Here is a 16,142-nt window from a genome sequence, read left to right on the forward strand (position 1 = left end):
TCTCGCCCGTGATATGCCTCACAAATAATCTAATACCTTTGGCTAATTGCAAAAAAAACCAGCCAACAGGAAATTCCGATGTGACTTCTTGGTCCTCTGTCGACATCAACGGAATGTAACGCTGGCGCCGGCGATGTGGCGCAGGCGTATTTCGTTGCCCTGGGTTCCACATAGAGAGACCACACATGAACGCTCCGCTTCGTTTCAACGACGCCCTCCTGATCACTGATCGCGCCTTCAAACCTTTCAAATGCGTCGCCTGGACGCTGCTGGAGGGTGACGGTGAACTCAGCATCACCGTCGTTGACGGCGCCGAATCTCGCCCGGTGGCCCGCTGCAAAATGTCCAGCAGCGTCTACTCCGACCCGGTAAAACTGGAAGAAACGCTCGAGAGAACTCGCGAGAGCCTGAGCCGCGAGGGCATGAACTGCGCCCCCTGGCACATGCCCGAGTAACCACACTCTCTCCATGGAAGGCCCGGCTGCATTTGCGCCGGGCCTTTTCGTTTGCGCCTGCTGAAACGGGTATCGGCTAGATGGCTGGGCGTGGCTGCAACCGGGAAATGATCCATTCGCCGCTTCCATTGTCGTAACTACAAGCCAATTACCGGAGGTAGCTATGAAAGGCGCCGAAGCCTATGTCAACGACCAATGGCACAGCAGCGGGCTGGCGAGGCTGCCCGAAGGCCCTCAGGAACATTGCGTGACGCTCACCTTCGTCATTCCGCGTGACGCCCAGACCACCGGCCTCCTCAACCACGTCAGCGAAGTGGCACGACAGCATCTCGAAAAGGCTTATCCGGGACGCAACGTCACGTCCAGACCGGTGGTCGGCTCCGTGGTCGGCGACGGCACGGGCGACGGAATCAACCTGAAGTTCCAGATCGCGCCAGCATCGAACTGAAGGAGAAGATCATGCCCACTCACCTCGATCTCGAAGAGGCCATGGCGATCAGCGAAATGGCCTTCCTGCCCTGCCGGGGCATCACCGACGCAGACGTAAGCGACGCCAGCTATGCGCTACGGGTGGAGGACGAAACGGGCGCCGCGCTACTCACCATCGCCCACATTGCGCGCTCCCAGTACAGCGACCCGGTACATCTGGCCGGGCTGCTCGAACAGGCGAGACTGGAATTGAGCAAGGACGGCATTCACCTGACACCCTGGTCGATGCCGACGCAATCGGGAGCTTCACCCAGCCGGTAAACGACGTTGCGAGGCTAGTGGCCTGTCTGGTCAGTTCAGTTAGTCGATTTCGGCGCTCAGTGCTCCGATACGGCGTTGCTGCTCCTCGCCATAGCCCGCTATGACTCGTCGCAGCGCCTTGTCTCAGAACCCTGATCATCCGAACTTGAGTTAACAAACTAACCACACAGGCCACTAGTCATGACCCCCTTCGATTGGCAGCGAGTGCTTCTCGATGACTTTCCCCTGCTGTTCCTTGCCGAAGTCGCGCTACGTGCCTGTTTCGCCTTCGCCACCGTATTCCTGTTCCTGAAAATAAGCGGGCGACGGGGCATTCGGCAATTGTCGGTGTTCGAGCTGGTGGTGATCCTGACACTGGGCTCGGCGGCGGGCGACGTTTCCTTCTACGAGGATGTGCCGCTGCTACCGATCTGCGCCGTCTTCGTCACCTTGCTCGCGCTGTACCGGCTCACCATGTTCGGCATGAGCCATAGCGAGCGTTTCGCGGGCTGGCTGGAAGGCAAACCGGTGACCATCATTCGTGACGGTCTTTACGAGCTCAACAGCCTGGAGCGGCACAACATTTCCTCGGACGAGTTCTTCATGGAATTGCGTCAGCAGGGCGTCGAGCACCTCGGCCAGGTTCGCCTGGGCATCCTGGAAACCGATGGTGACGTCAGCCTGTTCTTCTTCGAGCCGACGGAGGTGCGGCCCGGGCTCTCCGTTCTGCCGGCCGAGCACCGCCAGGTCTACTGCCAGGTACCGGCAAGCGGCATGTATGCCTGTACCCGCTGTGGCTTTCTGCAACCGCTGGAGAGCCAGCAGCAGACGCAATGCAACCGCTGTGCGGGCACCCGCTGGAGCAAGGCCCTGAGTCATTCGCGGCTGCGCTGACATATGGCGCGAACCACCTGCCTGCACGCCGGTCCCTTAATTCAGGGACGCGCTTCCAGCCACATCCCTTCGCCCCGCTCCGCAACCCTTCAGGAGATTGATGATGATAGGCGACTACTCCTCGATAAATGACCATCTCGATACCGCTCGCAAGCATGCCGACCAGGCCGAAACGAGCGCCGATCCCGCCCTCTACCGTGAAGCCATCGACGAGCTGGTCGCTGCGATCAGGCTGTTGATGCGCAACAGCGAGGAACGCGAGGGCTGAGCCTCCGCCACTGAGCAAAACGATACCTCGCCAGACGTCTGGAGGGCTGAACATGCGGCTTGTCAGGAGCCGCATGTCGACTGGCGAGCCCTCCTCTCTCCTTTGCAGCGAATATGCCGTCAGGAAGTGGATCTTGAGCGCACCGCTGCATCAAGGCGCTGAAGCCCGCATTGCGGGCCCGACAGGAAATCCGTCTGGACGCTCAAGTTCCAGGCGTTGCGGTCGATCTTGAAGGCATCGAGGTGCAAGGAACCGCACGATGCGTATCGACATCACCAGTGCGCTGAACAATCTGAACACCAGCTTTCAGCGGCAGGCCAGCACAGCCGAGCGAACGCCAGAGGGACTGCGCGAGGGCTTGCGCGTCAGCCTTTCCGAGCTCGGCCGAAGCCTGTCCGCCAAGACCGAGAAAAAGAACCAGGACATCGACGAAAGCGGCCTGCCCGACAGCATCAAGCAACTGCTGAAGATGATCCGTGAACTGAAAGCGCAGATCGCCGCGAAGGAAGCCGAGCTCAAGGCCCTCATGGCCGATCAGAACCTCGCCCCGGAGGCCAGGCAGGTCCAGCTGGAGGCATTGCAGTCGGAACTGGCGATGCTCAACGGCGCATGGGCTTCGGCCAATGCCAACCTGATCAAGCAGTTGCAGGAACAGGGCCTCAGCGATGAGCAGATGCTCACCGCCACCACGCTGGCCATGGCCTGACTTCGACCCATCCGTCCGCTCCACCTGCATCTCGTGGCGACCGCCTGAGCAGATCCACGCCGAACTGCCGCAACCGCATCCGGTCAGTTAGATAGACGGTTGTTCGAGCCTCGGTGCCCGAGACAGCCTGGGCTTCAGGGTCAACATCAGGGGCACGCCATGCCTGGTGACTACACATCGTTTGACGATCGCCCTCATGAGTGACCAGCGCCTGCCGCTTGCCGAAGGTGAGCGACCTGTCCCTCTCGATGAAACCGGCGATACCGGCACCCCACTCTGCCCCGAGCTGCCGCCGGACCTGCATTACGTCGACGATAGCCAGCCCGGCGTAAGTCGCCGACGCCTGCGGGGCAAGTTCGTCTACTTCAATCCGCAGGGCGAGCGCATCCGAGATCCAGTGGAGGTACGACGGATCGACCAGCTGGCGATTCCGCCGGCCTACCAGGACGTATGGATATCACCGGACCCACAGGGCTACCTGCAGGCCACGGGACACGATGCGCGCGGGCGCAAGCAGTATCGTTATCACCCGCGCTGGCGAGAGATTCGCGACAGCGACAAGTACGAGCGCATGCTCGCATTCGGTCAGGCGCTGCCGAAACTGCGTGGCGGCCTGGAGAAGCACCTGTCCCTGCCTGGAATGCCACGTGAAAAGGTCATGGCGCTGGTGGTGACGCTGCTGGAGTCGACGCTGATTCGCATCGGCAATCCACGTTATGCGCGCAGTAACCGCTCCTACGGGCTGACTACGCTGCGCACCCGCCACGTCGATATTCATGGCACGTCGATTCGCTTCCAGTTTCGCGGCAAGAGCGGTGTGGAGCACAAGGTCACCTTGCGCGATCGGCGTCTGGCCAGGCTCATGCGCCGCTGCATGGAGCTGCCGGGACAGCAATTGTTCCAGTACCTGGGCGACGACGGCCAGCGCCGAACCGTCAGCTCCAGCGACGTGAACGGTTATCTGCGGGAGATGACCGGCTGCGATTTCACCGCCAAGGATTACCGCACCTGGGCCGGCAGCGCGCTGGCACTCGAACATCTGCGCAGGCTGAAATGCGCCTCCGCAGCCGAGACCCGAAAGAGTCTGCTCGAAACGGTCAAACAGATCGCCAGCCAGCTCGGCAACACGCCCGCCGTCTGCCGCCAGTGCTACATCCACCCGGCGATCCTGCACGCCTTCGGCGAAGGTACGCTGGGCAGTCTGCGCGCCGCACGCAAACGCAAATGGCTGAGTTCAGAGGAAGCCACCCTGCTGGCGTTTCTCCGCCAGCAGGTCTAGCGCCTAGTTCTGGTGCAATGTCACCCGGTTGCGCCCGGCGGACTTGGAGGCGTACAGCGCGGAATCGGCCCATTCGATCAGCTGTGCATGCCCGTTGCTGGGTACGCTGAGGTCGGCGACACCCAGGCTGATGGTGAAGCGGATTCGATGCTGTTCATGCCGGACCTCGCAGGCTTCGACCACGTACCGCAGCCGCTCGGCGAACATCAGCGCCCCCTCCTTGTCGGTATCGGGCAGCAGCACGACGAATTCCTCGCCGCCGTAGCGCCCGGCCACATCCGAGTCGCGCAGGTTCTCGCGAATCAGCCCGGCCACCTGCTGGATGACCGCATCCCCGGCCTGGTGCCCGTAGTTGTCGTTGATCGCCTTGAAATGATCGATGTCGAACATGACCAGCGCAGCCTGACTGTCGTAGCGGCGGTGGCGGGCATAGTCCAGGCGCAGCATCTCTTCCCAGTGCCCGCGGTTGTAGAGTCCAGTCAGCCGGTCGGTGCTCGACAGGCGCTGCAACTCGGCGTTCGCTGCCTGCAACTGACGGCGGTTGATGGCGACATCGGTCACGTCATAGATGATCAGGCAGACCTGATCGATTCTGCCGTCGATGCCCTTGAGCGGCAGCAGTGTAGTGTTCTGGTACATGAAGTCTTCCAGCCCGGTGATCGGCTGGTAATTCTTGAACCGCAGCAGATAGGGTCGCTGTTCCCAGATGGTGAAGGATGGAGTGCCGAGCGTCGTCACGCTCTCCACCTTGCGTCGGAACCAGTCCTCGTCCACTTCGGGGAACAGCTCGAAGAACGAACGCTTGCATACCTGGCTCGGCAGCAGGCCGGAACGGTTCTCCATGAAGGTGTTCCAGACCTCTACGCTGTAGTCCCGATCCAGCACCACGACACCCACGTCGATGCTCTGGACGATGGCCAACAACCCGTGAAGCTCGTTGAAATCGGTGTTCATGCTCAATCCATCAGGTAGGCGAGCTTGCGTCGCAACAGCTCGACCGAATCTTCCGTGAACAACAGCAACAGATCGAAATGGATATCGTGACCTTCCAGGCTGTAGCTGAATTCCACGGCCAGAGTCTTCTTCCAGCGCTCGCTGTTGAGCCGGATGAGTTCGTCGATGGAGGCATGCTGACCCAGCACCTGGGGATGCCCCTGGGAAAACACCACCTCGATCTGCTCGGCGATGCCGCTGAGGCAAGCGCTGATCAGCAGGCTCGAAAGGTCCAGGAGCATTTCCATTTCCCGGTAGTTCTGCCGACGCATCAGGCGCGCCATGTCGGCCACCTCGGAGTCGTGGAACAGCAGCAGCGCCTCGCCGGCGATACCGCCACCGATATAGCCCTGGCAAACCGCGGTCAGCGTCTCTCCCCGTGCGGCGTCGGCCAATGCCATGTGCAACTCTCCTACTTCCAGGAGGTTGACGTTGGGAATCGGCAACTGGATGAACACGCCGAGCACGCGGGCCAGCAGCGCTGCCGCGCGCCCCATGGCGACGTTGACCACTTCCCGGAAGGCATCACGAAAACCGATCGACTCGCCTTTGCTGCGATCGACCAGTGCCGGCAGATCGTTCAGCAAGCCGAGGCTGGCCAGGGTCTGATGCAGATGAACGGGATCGGCGGGTTTCCTGATGAAGGCCAGCGCCCCCAGTTCGAGCACCCGGCGTACCGCTTCATCCTGAACGTCGGCGGAGATCACGATGGTCTTGCAGCTCAAGCGCTCCTCGCGCAGCTGTGCGAGCACCTGATAGCCGTCGAGCTCGGGCATGGTGAGATCGAGCAGCAGGACCTCGACGCCGCCCTGGCGTATGCGCTCCAGCGCTTCCAGGCCGGTGGCCGCCTGGCTGACTTCGACCGACCAGCCCGCCGGCAGCGCCTGCAACAACTGCTTGCGCGCCAGGCTGGAATCATCACAGATCAATAGCGAAACGGCAGCCATCGGGTACGAACTCACGTTGCTCGTTCAACGAAGCAACAGAGCTTATCGCACGCAACGCGCCGCGTATGCACCATGAAGGCAAAATAGTGGCACTACAGCCAAAAAAGGCCGAACTCCTTGAGAAGAGTTCGCATCGTGCATGAACGATGATCGAACCGGCCGCAGCATATTCAGCTACGACAGGGTTCGAACTTCGCGTGGAAACCGCCTTGCCGCCAATGGCGCAAGCCTCAGTAGTAGGCGTTTTCGCGGTTGGTGTGGTCGGTGACGTCACGCACCCCTTTCAACTCGGGAATGCGCGCGAGCAGAGTCTTCTCAATCCCCTCCTTCAGCGTGACGTCCGCCTGACCGCAACCCTGGCAACCACCACCGAACTGCAGGACGGCAATGCCTTCGTCGACGACATCGATCAGGCTCACCTGGCCACCGTGGCTGGCCAGCCCGGGGTTGATCTCGGTTTGCAGGTAGTAGTTGATGCGCTCGTTCAATGGGCTGTCTTCGTTGACCATGGGCACTTTGGCGTTCGGCGCCTTGATGGTCAGCTGGCCGCCCATGCGGTCGGTGGCGTAGTCGACCAGCGCATCTTCGAGGAAGGCTTCGCTGGTGCCGTCGATCCAGGCGGTGAAACTCTTCAGCGCGATCGCCACGTCATCCGGCTTCTCTTCACCGGGCTTGCAATAGGCGATGCAGGTTTCCGCGTAGGGGGTGCCGGGCTGAGTGATGAAGATACGGATGCCGATCCCCTTGGTGTTCTGCTTCTCGAGCAGATCGGCCAGGTAATCGTGTGCGGCTTCGGTAATGGTAATGGCGCTCATGGGAACTCCTCGCAGACATGTCGCGCAGTGTACGCCAACCACCGCCGCGGATAAAGTCCTAGTGTTTTAGTCGGATTATGATTTCCAACCTGTCGATCAGAGGTTCTGGTATCGATTCATGTCCAGCACACCGGCTTCGACCGGCTCGGTTTCCCGCAGGTACCGGGTCAGGTCGTTGAAGTACCACCAGAACTGAGGATGGCTGCGGCGAATACCCCATCTATCGACGAGTTGTTCGAATGCTTCCCGGTCCTTGACGCCTTCCAGCGCGACCACGAAAGCCGGCACCTCCTCCGCACGCAGGCTGAACATGAAATTGGGATAACTGCTCAGCACCCCGGGGTAGACGGTCAGCGTATCCAGACGCGGCTGGTAGCGATGCTCCTCGCCGAACATGAACGCGACGTTGCTGTGGGCCCGGTTGCGCAAAAGGCTGTACACCTCGCGGCGATTCTCGCCGTATTCGACGCGCAGCATCGTCGCCTCGGGCAGATGGCCAATGACCTGCAGGCCAGCCGCCAGGCGATTGGTCAGTCGGCTCAAGGCCTGCTCCACCCGCTGCAGTGCCACAGGCTGTTCCTCGCGGTAGCAGTGGCTGGTTCGACAACGGTTGATCGGGTCAGGAATCGCATTGGCGAGTCCATGCGGGCCGAGCAGCTGCTCGGCGAAGGCCTGCCGCGGCTTGTCGCCATGCAGCTGCAGACCCGTGGGCGTTTCCGTGTCGATATCGGTGTAGCTCAGCCGGAGCTTCAGCTGGCCGCTTTTCTCGTACCAGTCATCGAGCATTGCCTGACGCGCATCGGCCGGCAGCAGCCTGAGGAAGTTGATTTCCGCACCGTTGCGAATCAGGTCGAAATACAGACGGGTCTGGCCTTGGTGCGAGACGTTGCCGAACACGTCGAAATTCACCACCAGCTGATAATAGGTGCGCTCGAGCAGCGGAAAGTCCATCCACCACATCGTCTGCGGAATCTCGCCGATCAGCCCCCGGCGCACCGAGGCGCTGTCGTGCTGGCGGAACACCGTCAGCCGCGCATCCTCGTTGCCGCTCCAGACATGTGCCCACTGCGCCGGCATTTCAGCATAGGCGCGCATCCGCAACTCTTCGTACTGGTTGCGCTTGTCGCGGTAGGTTCTCCAGAACCGCAGCAACTCGCCCAGGTCATCGATCTGGCCGGGCATGCTCAGCAAGGGCGTGGCTTCGGCCCGGTGCTGCGCATCGGTGAGGTAGAGATCGTGCTGCGGGTCCTGGAACAGCACCCAGAAGTTATCGCGAATCACATCGGTCGCGATCTGCCCCCTGCACACCGGGCCGCGGATGAAAGTACGTACGAAGTACTCGGCGTTATCCAGCATGAACTGGTAGCGCGCCTGCGCCGGAATCGCCCGGAAGGTCTCGAAGGGGTTGGCCCGGTGGTACGTGCCATAGCCGGGTACCGCCTCGATCGTCCACTGACTTTCGAAGAACAGTTCGCGCACCCGCTGCAACTTTGCGGCGCTGAGCGGATAGGTGATGTGGGTCTTGTGGACGATGGTTCCGGCGACCGGCCTGATCCGATAGAAAAACGCCGTTCCCGGATCCTGGTTCGGCAACCGCGTGGCGATCGGGTCCACCGGTTGTCCGCTCGGCGTCCGCGAGCGAATCAGCTGGAAGAAGTGCCCTGGCTCGCCCCCTTCGAAATGCAGATGCGCGAGAAACAGATGCTCGTACAGCCAGCGGCCGACCAGACGCTCCCGCGCGCCCGGTGCATTCAACAGGCGCTCCCACGCCTCGATCTGGGTTCGCTCCTGCACCGATGGCTGAAGCGCTTGTTGGTCCACCTCGGCGCCCTGCTCCAGCCATTTCTGCAGCGTCGCGTACTCCGTATCGCTCAGGCCGGTGACCGCGAACGGCATGCCGCCGTGGGCGTTACGGCGGGCGTAGTCGTCGAACTCGCCCGGCAGCGGGCAGAGATTGCTGCGGCCGATGCCTATGTCCAGTTCCTCCGGCAGCCTGGCATTGGCCGGCAATGGCTGGCTGCGACCCAGTTCAAGCATGCGCGACATCAACGCCGCCTGGCTGCCTTGGGCGTCGAGCACCGAAAAGAAGTCCTTGCGTCGCCAGGCCGCCTCGCCATGGGCGTCGAGATACAGGCGCGAAGTGGCCTGGGCCTCGATACGGGCACCGTCGTACACCGGCGCCTTGTTCGCGCCGCGAAGCGCGCCCTCGGCACTGCCCAGGTTCAACTGGCAGGGCGAGTCGTAGCAGGCGTGGCAGGCGATGCACTTGGCATCGAAGATGGGCTGGATGTCGCGCCGATAGGACAGCGGTTCGGCATGCAGAGCGATGCCATACAGCGCGAAGGCGCAACCAACCCAGAGCTGACGAAGCATGACCTGCATCCTTGATCGTGGTCGCGCATTGTATCCAGATAATGTCGGGAGGCTTTGCCCGACGCCCAGCCGCGAACATGAATGATATTCATGAGAAACCTGACGAGGCTCAAAAACCATGCAGGGTTGCTATCATCTGCACCTTTCGCATCCCCGTATTTCAGGTAGTTTCCATGATCGACCGCACCGCTCGCCTTCAGGCCCTCCAGCAAGCTCTCAAGGAGCGCATACTGATTCTCGACGGCGGCATGGGCACCATGATCCAGAGCTACAAACTGGAAGAAGCAGACTACCGTGGCGAACGCTTCGTCGACTGGCCACAGGACGTGAAAGGCAACAACGACCTGTTGCTGCTGTCGCGCCCCGACATCATCCAGGCCATCGAGAAAGCCTACCTGGATGCCGGCGCGGACATTCTCGAAACCAACACCTTCAACGCCACCCGCGTATCCCAGGCCGACTACGGCATGGAGGAGCTGGTCTACGAGCTGAACCGCGAGGGCGCCCGCCTGGCCCGTGAAGTCGCGGACGCCAAGACCGCCGAGACGCCCGACCGCCCGCGTTTCGTCGCCGGTATCCTCGGCCCCACCAGCCGTACCTGCTCGCTGTCCCCGGACGTCAATAACCCCGGCTACCGCAACGTCACCTTCGACGAACTGGTGGAAAACTACAGCGAAGCCACCCGCGGCCTGATCGAAGGTGGCGCCGACCTGATCATGATCGAAACCATCTTCGATACCCTCAATGCCAAGGCGGCGATCTTCGCCGTGCAGGGCGTATTTGAAGAGGTCGGTATCAAGCTGCCGATCATGATCTCCGGCACCATCACCGACGCCTCCGGCCGTACCCTGTCCGGCCAGACCACCGAAGCCTTCTGGAACTCGGTGCGCCATGCCAACCCCATCTCCGTGGGGCTGAACTGCGCGCTCGGCGCCAAGGAACTGCGGCCTTACCTGGAAGAGCTGGCCAGCAAGGCCGGCACCCAGGTTTCCGCGCACCCCAACGCCGGCCTGCCGAACGCCTTCGGCGAATACGACGAAAGCCCGGCGGAGATGGCTGAGGTGGTAGAAGAGTTCGCCGCCTCGGGCTTTCTCAACATCGTCGGCGGCTGCTGCGGCACCACCCCCGCGCATATCCAGGCGATCGCCGAGGCCGTGGGCAAATACCCGCCCCGCGTGATCCCGGAGATTCCCAAGGCCTGTCGCCTGTCGGGCCTGGAGCCCTTCACCATCGACCGCGACTCGCTGTTCGTCAACGTCGGTGAGCGCACCAACATCACCGGTTCGGCCAAATTCGCTCGCCTGATCCGCGAGGACAACTACACCGAGGCGCTGGAAGTCGCGCTGCAGCAGGTCGAGGCCGGCGCCCAGGTGATCGACATCAACATGGACGAAGGCATGCTGGATTCGAAGAAGGCCATGGTGACCTTCCTCAATCTGATTGCCGGCGAGCCGGACATCTCCCGCGTGCCGATCATGATCGACTCCTCCAAGTGGGAAGTGATCGAGGCGGGCCTCAAGTGCATCCAGGGCAAGGGCATCGTCAACTCGATCTCGATGAAGGAAGGCGTCGAGCAATTCAAGCAGCACGCCCGGCTGTGCAAGCGCTACGGCGCGGCCGTGGTGGTCATGGCCTTCGACGAGGTCGGCCAGGCCGACACCGCCGCGCGCAAGCAGGAAATCTGCCGGCGCAGCTACGACATCCTGGTCAACGAAGTGGGCTTCCCGCCGGAAGACATCATCTTCGACCCGAACATCTTCGCCGTCGCCACCGGTATCGAGGAGCACAACAACTACGCGGTGGACTTCATCGAGGCCTGCGCCTATATCCGTGACGAGCTGCCCTTCGCACTGACCTCGGGCGGCGTCTCCAACGTGTCCTTCTCGTTCCGCGGCAACAACCCGGTGCGCGAGGCGATCCACTCGGTATTCCTGTTCCATGCGATCAAGGCGGGCCTGACCATGGGCATCGTCAACGCCGGGCAGCTGGAAATCTACGACCAGATCCCGGCGGATCTGCGCGACAAGGTCGAGGATGTCATCCTCAACCGCAACGCCGGCGCCACCGAAGCCCTGTTGGCCATCGCCGAGGACTACCGCGGCGACGGATCGGTCAAGGAAGTCGAGAACGAGGAATGGCGCAGCCTGCCGGTCGACAAGCGTCTGGAACATGCCTTGGTCAAGGGCATCACCACCTTCATCGTCGAAGACACCGAGGAATGCCGCCAGCAGTGCGCGCGCCCCATCGAGGTGATCGAAGGCCCGCTGATGAGCGGCATGAACGTGGTCGGCGACCTGTTCGGCTCGGGCAAGATGTTCCTGCCCCAGGTGGTCAAGTCCGCCCGCGTGATGAAGCAGGCGGTGGCGCATCTGATTCCCTTCATCGAGGCGGAAAAGGGCGACAAGCCGGAAGCCAAGGGCAAGATCCTCATGGCCACGGTCAAGGGCGACGTGCATGACATCGGCAAGAACATCGTCGGCGTGGTGCTGGGTTGCAACGGCTACGACGTCGTCGACCTGGGCGTGATGGTGCCAGCGGACAAGATCCTAAAGACCGCCATCGAGGAAAAGTGCGACATCATCGGCCTGTCCGGTCTGATCACCCCGTCGCTGGACGAGATGGTGCACGTCGCCCGCGAGATGCAGCGCCAGGACTTCCAGCTGCCGCTGATGATCGGTGGCGCCACCACCTCCAAGGCACACACGGCGGTGAAGATCGACCCGCACTACAAGAACGATGCCGTGGTCTACGTCACCGACGCCTCGCGCGCGGTGGGTGTCGCCACCACCCTGTTGTCCAGGGAAATGAAGCCGGATTACGCCACGAAGATCCGCGAAGAATACGCGATGATCCGCGAACGCACCGCCAACCGCGCCGCCCGCACCGAGCGCCTGAGCTACGAACAGGCCATCGCCGCCAAGCCGCAATTCGACTGGAGTGGCTACAGCCCGGTCGAACCGACCTTCACCGGTCGCAAGCTGCTGGAAGACATCGATCTGCGCGAACTGGAGAAGTACATCGACTGGACGCCCTTCTTCGTCTCCTGGAACCTGGCCGGCAAATACCCGCGCATCCTCCAGGACGAAGTGGTCGGCGAAGCCGCCACCTCGCTGTTCCAGGACGCCCGGGCGATTCTCGACAAGTTGATCGACGAGAAACTGATCAAGGCCCGCGCCGTGTTCGGTTTCTGGCCAGCCAACCAGGTGGCCGAGGACGATCTGGAAGTCTATGGCGAAGACGGCCAGACGCTGGCCAGGCTGCACCACTTGCGCCAACAGACCCTGAAGACCGACGGCAAGCCGAACTTCTCCCTGGCCGATTTCGTCGCACCGAAGGCCAGCGGCATCACCGACTACGTCGGCGGTTTCATCTGCACCGCCGGCATCGGCGCCGAGGAAGTGGCCAAGGCCTATCAGGACGCCGGTGACGACTACAACTCGATCATGGTCAAGGCGCTGGCCGATCGTCTGGCCGAAGCCTGCGCGGAATGGCTGCACCAGCAGGTGCGCAAGCAGTACTGGGGCTATGCGCCGGAGGAACAGCTGAGCAACGAGGACCTGATCAAGGAACAGTACAAGGGCATCCGCCCTGCCCCCGGCTACCCGGCCTGCCCGGACCACACCGAGAAAGGCACGCTGTTCCAGTTGCTCGACGCCGACGGCATCAGCCAGGTGACGCTCACCGAGCACTACGCCATGTACCCCACCGCTGCCGTCAGCGGCTGGTATTTCGCCCACCCCGAAGCGCAGTATTTCGCCGTCGGCAAGATCGACAAGGATCAGGTGGAAAGCTACTCGCAGCGCAAGGGCCAGGACATCGATACCAGCGAACGCTGGCTGATGCCCAACCTTGGCTATGACATCTGACCGGAGCCCGGATGAACGACACGCCCTACCTGCTGGACCAGCTGGAAAACGCCGACATGCTGGAGGTCGATGGCCTGCACGCCAGCGACTTCAGCCTCGACGAGCAGTTGCTCGATGAAGCCGATGCCGCCGCCGAAGCCGACCAGCCCTTTGCCAGCGAAGCCGTCGTATTGCGCATCGAAGCCCTCGATGGCCGTCAGCGCCGCCAGTGGCACTTCAGCTACAACCAGGTGATGGAAGCCCTCCACCAGCCGGAAGACGATAGCTGGCAGCTCGAAGGCGGTCATCGGTTGAGATGCTTCGCGGCGATCGGCGCCGTGGGCGACGACTGAGCCGCGAAGAACTCCGCATCACCCTGGCGACAATGCGAACGGCCGAACGCCGGCGTTCGGCCGTTCGTATCCGCCATCCACTGCGCACCGCGTCGCTGACCGAGCCATCATGTCACCTCTGGAAATCATCGCCTCGTCCCTCGGCGTCATCGCCGTATGGCTGACCGTCCGGCAGAACCCCTGGTGCTGGCCCATCGGGCTGGCGATGGTGTCGCTTTATGCCTGGTTCTTTCTCGAGGCGAAGCTGTTTTCCCAGGTGCTATTGCACGCCGTATTCGCCCTGCTCCAGCTGTACGGCTGGTGGCAGTGGACCCGTGCTGACGGCGCACATGGGCGCCGCAACGTGAGCTGGGCGAGCATGCAGGAAATGCTGATCGGCCTGGCCTGTGCGGCGCTGGGTGCGCTGCTGCTGGGTGGGCTGATGGCCCGTTACACCGAAGCGCTGTTCCCCTGGCCGGATGCTGCGCTCACGGCGTTCAGCCTGCTGGCACAGCTGTGGATGGCGCTCAAGCGGGTGCAGTGCTGGCTGTTGTGGATCGCGGTCGACGTGCTCTACATCGGCTTCTTCGCCCATCAAACCTACTGGCTCACCGCCGGGCTCTATGGACTCTTCACCCTGCTGGCGATCATGGGGCTGCGGGAATGGCGGCTGGCGCTGGCGCCCGCGCGATGAAGGTGCTGGTGCTCACCGGGCCGGAGTCCAGCGGCAAGAGCTGGTTGGCGGCCCGCCTGCACCGGGCGTTCGGTGGGCTGCTGGTGGACGAGTACGTGCGCGACTTCATCGACAGCGAGCAGCGCGACACCTGCCTGGCAGACATCCCCGCCATCGCCCGCGGCCAGCTGGCCCGGGAAGATGCCGCTCGCAGCCGCGCGCCGCACCTGCTGATCCTCGACACGCACCTGCTCAGCAATATCCTCTGGAGTCGCACCCTGTTCGGCGCCTGCCCAGCCTGGCTGGAGGAGGAGTTGCTGCAACGCCGCTACCACCAGCAGCTGCTGCTGTCGCCGGAAGGCATCGACTGGCAAGACGACGGCCAGCGATGCCAGCCCGGATTGGCCGAGCGCCTACGCTTTCACGAGGAATGCCGGCATTGGCTGATTAGCCGAAACCAGCCCTTCGTGGAAATCCGCGGTAGCTGGGCCGAGCGCGAGCGGCAGGCGTTTGCCCATACCCGTGCATTGCTGAGTGGCTAACGACTCGCCGAATCCCGCTGCAACAGCAGCACGATGGCAAGCATCACCAGCAGGGCGCCCGGCGCCCAGTGCCAGCCCATGCGCGCAGGCTGGTCGAAGAACAGCAGCAGCATCGAGACGAAGGGCACCAGATAGCTGTAGGCGGTGACGGCGCCCGGCGTCAGCACCGAGGTCGCGCGCTGCTGCAGGAAGAAGGTCATGGCGCTGGAAAATACCCCGAGGTAGACCACCAGCAGCAGGTCGAGCAGGTTCATGCGCAGCAGCGCCTGTGGCGCTTCCCAAAGCACGCCCATCAGACCGATGAGGGCGGCGCCGCAGACCAGGCTCCAGAAGGTCCGCAGCCCGGCCTGTGCCGGCAGGATTTCCCGCGCCAGCCCCCACTTGCTAAGCACCGGATAGAGCGCCGAAGCCACGCAACCGAAGAAAAATCCCAGCTCGCCGAGGCCCAGCTGCATGCCGGAGAAACTCCCACCGTTCTCCGCCCAGGCCAACCCCAGTGCGCCACAGGCCCCGAGGGCGAGAACCGCCAGCAGACGCCCGGCCGGTTGCTCGACGCCCAGTCCTCGTCCCAGGCAATAGGCCAGCAGCGGCACACTGACGAACAGGGTCGCCATCGACAGCGCACTGACCCGATGCGCGGCCCAGAACATGGTGCCGAAGAAACCCGCCAGGCAAAGCCCCATCAGCGCGTAAAGCAGCAAGGTCATCGCGCCCGGACGGCCTTCGCTCTGCTTCCACGCCAGCGGCGTCAGCACCAATGCCGCGATAGCGAAACGCATGGAGGTCAGCAGCAACGGCGGCAGGCCTTCACTGAGCAGGCCAACCGCCGGAAACGACAGGCCCACGAACAACGCCCACAGCAACATGCCGAGATGGGCCTGCGTGATGCGTGGTTTTTGCTCAGGCATCATCCTGCTCCTCGTGCATGGTCGCCTCGGCGACTGTCGGGCCGCTATTTCAACTGCGAGGGCGAATTGCGCACGATCTTGATGCGATGGGTGAGCGTGGGCTTGCGGGTCACGCTGATGGCCCGGCGCGTCACGGTGTCGATTGTGATGTTCCAGAAGCCGGTGCCAGGCACCTTGATTTTGGCCGGAAACCTGTCGAACGCGCCGCCGTGGTAGGTGTGGCTGCCGCCATTCCTGAAGCTGCGAAAATTCTTGTCGTTCATCAGACGGATGTTGCAGGGTTGCGAGCATTCGATGATCACGAAGTCGTCTTCGTTGAGGTGCTCGCGCTGGTGTATGAATTTCATTCTGGCTCCGGCAGCCCGTGAAACAAAGCGCGAACG

At 62.5% G+C, this 16,142-nt stretch carries 17 protein-coding genes; 11 read left to right on the forward strand and 6 right to left on the reverse strand.

What is annotated here, in order from left to right; all coding sequences use genetic code 11:
- Positions 1 to 185: 185 nt before the first annotated feature.
- The 7 genes from EA795_RS17310 (at position 186) to EA795_RS17335 (ending at position 4,331) form a co-directional block, all read left to right on the forward strand.
- Positions 186 to 455, forward strand: coding sequence for a hypothetical protein (locus tag EA795_RS17310; RefSeq protein WP_014852683.1), 270 nt, complete (start codon positions 186 to 188; stop codon positions 453 to 455).
- Between the two features lie 163 nt (positions 456 to 618).
- The gene (locus tag EA795_RS17315; protein ID WP_014852682.1) at positions 619 to 903 is read left to right on the forward strand and encodes a hypothetical protein; all 285 of its coding nucleotides are present in this window, start codon (positions 619 to 621) and stop codon (positions 901 to 903) included.
- An 11-nt stretch (positions 904 to 914) separates the two neighbouring features.
- On the forward strand, positions 915 to 1,205 hold the full coding sequence (locus tag EA795_RS17320) for a DUF1652 domain-containing protein (protein WP_115027784.1): 291 nt from the start codon (positions 915 to 917) through the stop codon (positions 1,203 to 1,205).
- A gap of 180 nt (positions 1,206 to 1,385) precedes the next feature.
- Positions 1,386 to 2,078 carry a DUF421 domain-containing protein gene (locus EA795_RS17325; protein ID WP_115027785.1) on the forward strand — a complete coding sequence of 231 codons (693 nt, stop codon included), beginning with the start codon at positions 1,386 to 1,388 and terminating at the stop codon, positions 2,076 to 2,078.
- Positions 2,079 to 2,181: 103 nt separating this feature from the next.
- Complete coding sequence (locus EA795_RS21235; protein WP_014852679.1) at positions 2,182 to 2,346, forward strand: hypothetical protein; 165 nt, start codon at positions 2,182 to 2,184, stop codon at positions 2,344 to 2,346.
- A 259-nt stretch (positions 2,347 to 2,605) separates the two neighbouring features.
- Positions 2,606 to 3,052 carry a hypothetical protein gene (locus EA795_RS17330; RefSeq protein ID WP_115027786.1) on the forward strand — a complete coding sequence of 149 codons (447 nt, stop codon included), beginning with the start codon at positions 2,606 to 2,608 and terminating at the stop codon, positions 3,050 to 3,052.
- Between the two features lie 196 nt (positions 3,053 to 3,248).
- Positions 3,249 to 4,331 (forward strand): DNA topoisomerase IB, encoded by a 1,083-nt coding sequence (locus EA795_RS17335; protein ID WP_115027787.1) that lies wholly within the window; start codon positions 3,249 to 3,251, stop codon positions 4,329 to 4,331.
- 3 nt (positions 4,332 to 4,334) lie between these two features.
- Here the strand turns inward: EA795_RS17335 and EA795_RS17340 are convergent, their stop codons facing one another.
- The 4 genes from EA795_RS17340 to EA795_RS17355 all read right to left on the reverse strand — a co-directional run bounded on the left by EA795_RS17340 (position 4,335) and on the right by EA795_RS17355 (position 9,459).
- A complete protein-coding gene (locus tag EA795_RS17340; protein WP_376778223.1) occupies positions 4,335 to 5,285 on the reverse strand; it encodes a sensor domain-containing diguanylate cyclase in 951 nt (316 codons plus the stop codon).
- Positions 5,286 to 5,287: 2 nt separating this feature from the next.
- Positions 5,288 to 6,271, reverse strand: coding sequence for a response regulator (locus EA795_RS17345; RefSeq protein WP_058077208.1), 984 nt, complete (start codon positions 6,269 to 6,271; stop codon positions 5,288 to 5,290).
- Between the two features lie 230 nt (positions 6,272 to 6,501).
- Complete coding sequence (nfuA, locus tag EA795_RS17350) at positions 6,502 to 7,086, reverse strand: Fe-S biogenesis protein NfuA (RefSeq protein ID WP_014852674.1); 585 nt, start codon at positions 7,084 to 7,086, stop codon at positions 6,502 to 6,504.
- Positions 7,087 to 7,182: 96 nt separating this feature from the next.
- Positions 7,183 to 9,459, reverse strand: coding sequence for a fatty acid cis/trans isomerase (locus tag EA795_RS17355; RefSeq protein ID WP_058077242.1), 2,277 nt, complete (start codon positions 9,457 to 9,459; stop codon positions 7,183 to 7,185).
- Between the two features lie 173 nt (positions 9,460 to 9,632).
- Between EA795_RS17355 and metH the strand changes: the two genes are divergently transcribed.
- The 4 genes from metH (at position 9,633) to EA795_RS17375 (ending at position 14,851) form a co-directional block, all read left to right on the forward strand.
- Positions 9,633 to 13,325, forward strand: coding sequence for a methionine synthase (gene metH / locus EA795_RS17360; RefSeq protein WP_115027789.1), 3,693 nt, complete (start codon positions 9,633 to 9,635; stop codon positions 13,323 to 13,325).
- Positions 13,326 to 13,336: 11 nt separating this feature from the next.
- A complete protein-coding gene (locus tag EA795_RS17365) occupies positions 13,337 to 13,657 on the forward strand; it encodes a DUF5629 family protein (protein ID WP_115027790.1) in 321 nt (106 codons plus the stop codon).
- A 109-nt stretch (positions 13,658 to 13,766) separates the two neighbouring features.
- Positions 13,767 to 14,330 (forward strand): nicotinamide riboside transporter PnuC, encoded by a 564-nt coding sequence (gene pnuC / locus EA795_RS17370; protein WP_058077211.1) that lies wholly within the window; start codon positions 13,767 to 13,769, stop codon positions 14,328 to 14,330.
- On the forward strand, positions 14,327 to 14,851 hold the full coding sequence (locus EA795_RS17375) for an AAA family ATPase (protein WP_115028546.1): 525 nt from the start codon (positions 14,327 to 14,329) through the stop codon (positions 14,849 to 14,851). The genes pnuC and EA795_RS17375 overlap by 4 nt, the downstream gene beginning before the upstream one ends.
- On the opposite strand, the gene EA795_RS17380 is transcribed toward EA795_RS17375, so the two are convergent.
- Both EA795_RS17380 and EA795_RS17385 read right to left on the reverse strand, forming a co-directional pair.
- On the reverse strand, positions 14,848 to 15,759 hold the full coding sequence (locus EA795_RS17380; RefSeq protein ID WP_115028547.1) for a DMT family transporter: 912 nt from the start codon (positions 15,757 to 15,759) through the stop codon (positions 14,848 to 14,850). The two genes, EA795_RS17375 and EA795_RS17380, sit on opposite strands and share 4 nt — an antisense overlap.
- 44 nt (positions 15,760 to 15,803) lie before the next feature.
- Positions 15,804 to 16,106 (reverse strand): DUF1883 domain-containing protein, encoded by a 303-nt coding sequence (locus EA795_RS17385; RefSeq protein WP_014852667.1) that lies wholly within the window; start codon positions 16,104 to 16,106, stop codon positions 15,804 to 15,806.
- Positions 16,107 to 16,142 lie beyond the last annotated feature (36 nt).

It is taken from the genome of Stutzerimonas nitrititolerans (genome assembly GCF_003696285.1).
Taxonomy (GTDB): domain Bacteria; phylum Pseudomonadota; class Gammaproteobacteria; order Pseudomonadales; family Pseudomonadaceae; genus Stutzerimonas; species Stutzerimonas nitrititolerans.

What these genes read in the sequence shown, in the direction of transcription:
- EA795_RS17310 (WP_014852683.1), top strand. Translation starts at nt 186, where the DNA reads ATGAACGCTCCGCTTCGTTTCAACGACGCCCTCCTGATCACTGATCGC.
- EA795_RS17315 (WP_014852682.1), top strand. Translation starts at nt 619, where the DNA reads ATGAAAGGCGCCGAAGCCTATGTCAACGACCAATGGCACAGCAGCGGG.
- EA795_RS17320 (WP_115027784.1), top strand. Translation starts at nt 915, where the DNA reads ATGCCCACTCACCTCGATCTCGAAGAGGCCATGGCGATCAGCGAAATG.
- EA795_RS17325 (WP_115027785.1), top strand. Translation starts at nt 1,386, where the DNA reads ATGACCCCCTTCGATTGGCAGCGAGTGCTTCTCGATGACTTTCCCCTG.
- EA795_RS21235 (WP_014852679.1), top strand. Translation starts at nt 2,182, where the DNA reads ATGATAGGCGACTACTCCTCGATAAATGACCATCTCGATACCGCTCGC.
- EA795_RS17330 (WP_115027786.1), top strand. Translation starts at nt 2,606, where the DNA reads ATGCGTATCGACATCACCAGTGCGCTGAACAATCTGAACACCAGCTTT.
- EA795_RS17335 (WP_115027787.1), top strand. Translation starts at nt 3,249, where the DNA reads ATGAGTGACCAGCGCCTGCCGCTTGCCGAAGGTGAGCGACCTGTCCCT.
- EA795_RS17340 (WP_376778223.1), bottom strand. Translation starts at nt 5,285, where the DNA reads ATGAACACCGATTTCAACGAGCTTCACGGGTTGTTGGCCATCGTCCAG.
- EA795_RS17345 (WP_058077208.1), bottom strand. Translation starts at nt 6,271, where the DNA reads ATGGCTGCCGTTTCGCTATTGATCTGTGATGATTCCAGCCTGGCGCGC.
- nfuA (WP_014852674.1), bottom strand. Translation starts at nt 7,086, where the DNA reads ATGAGCGCCATTACCATTACCGAAGCCGCACACGATTACCTGGCCGAT.
- EA795_RS17355 (WP_058077242.1), bottom strand. Translation starts at nt 9,459, where the DNA reads ATGCTTCGTCAGCTCTGGGTTGGTTGCGCCTTCGCGCTGTATGGCATC.
- metH (WP_115027789.1), top strand. Translation starts at nt 9,633, where the DNA reads ATGATCGACCGCACCGCTCGCCTTCAGGCCCTCCAGCAAGCTCTCAAG.
- EA795_RS17365 (WP_115027790.1), top strand. Translation starts at nt 13,337, where the DNA reads ATGAACGACACGCCCTACCTGCTGGACCAGCTGGAAAACGCCGACATG.
- pnuC (WP_058077211.1), top strand. Translation starts at nt 13,767, where the DNA reads ATGTCACCTCTGGAAATCATCGCCTCGTCCCTCGGCGTCATCGCCGTA.
- EA795_RS17375 (WP_115028546.1), top strand. Translation starts at nt 14,327, where the DNA reads ATGAAGGTGCTGGTGCTCACCGGGCCGGAGTCCAGCGGCAAGAGCTGG.
- EA795_RS17380 (WP_115028547.1), bottom strand. Translation starts at nt 15,759, where the DNA reads ATGCCTGAGCAAAAACCACGCATCACGCAGGCCCATCTCGGCATGTTG.
- EA795_RS17385 (WP_014852667.1), bottom strand. Translation starts at nt 16,106, where the DNA reads ATGAAATTCATACACCAGCGCGAGCACCTCAACGAAGACGACTTCGTG.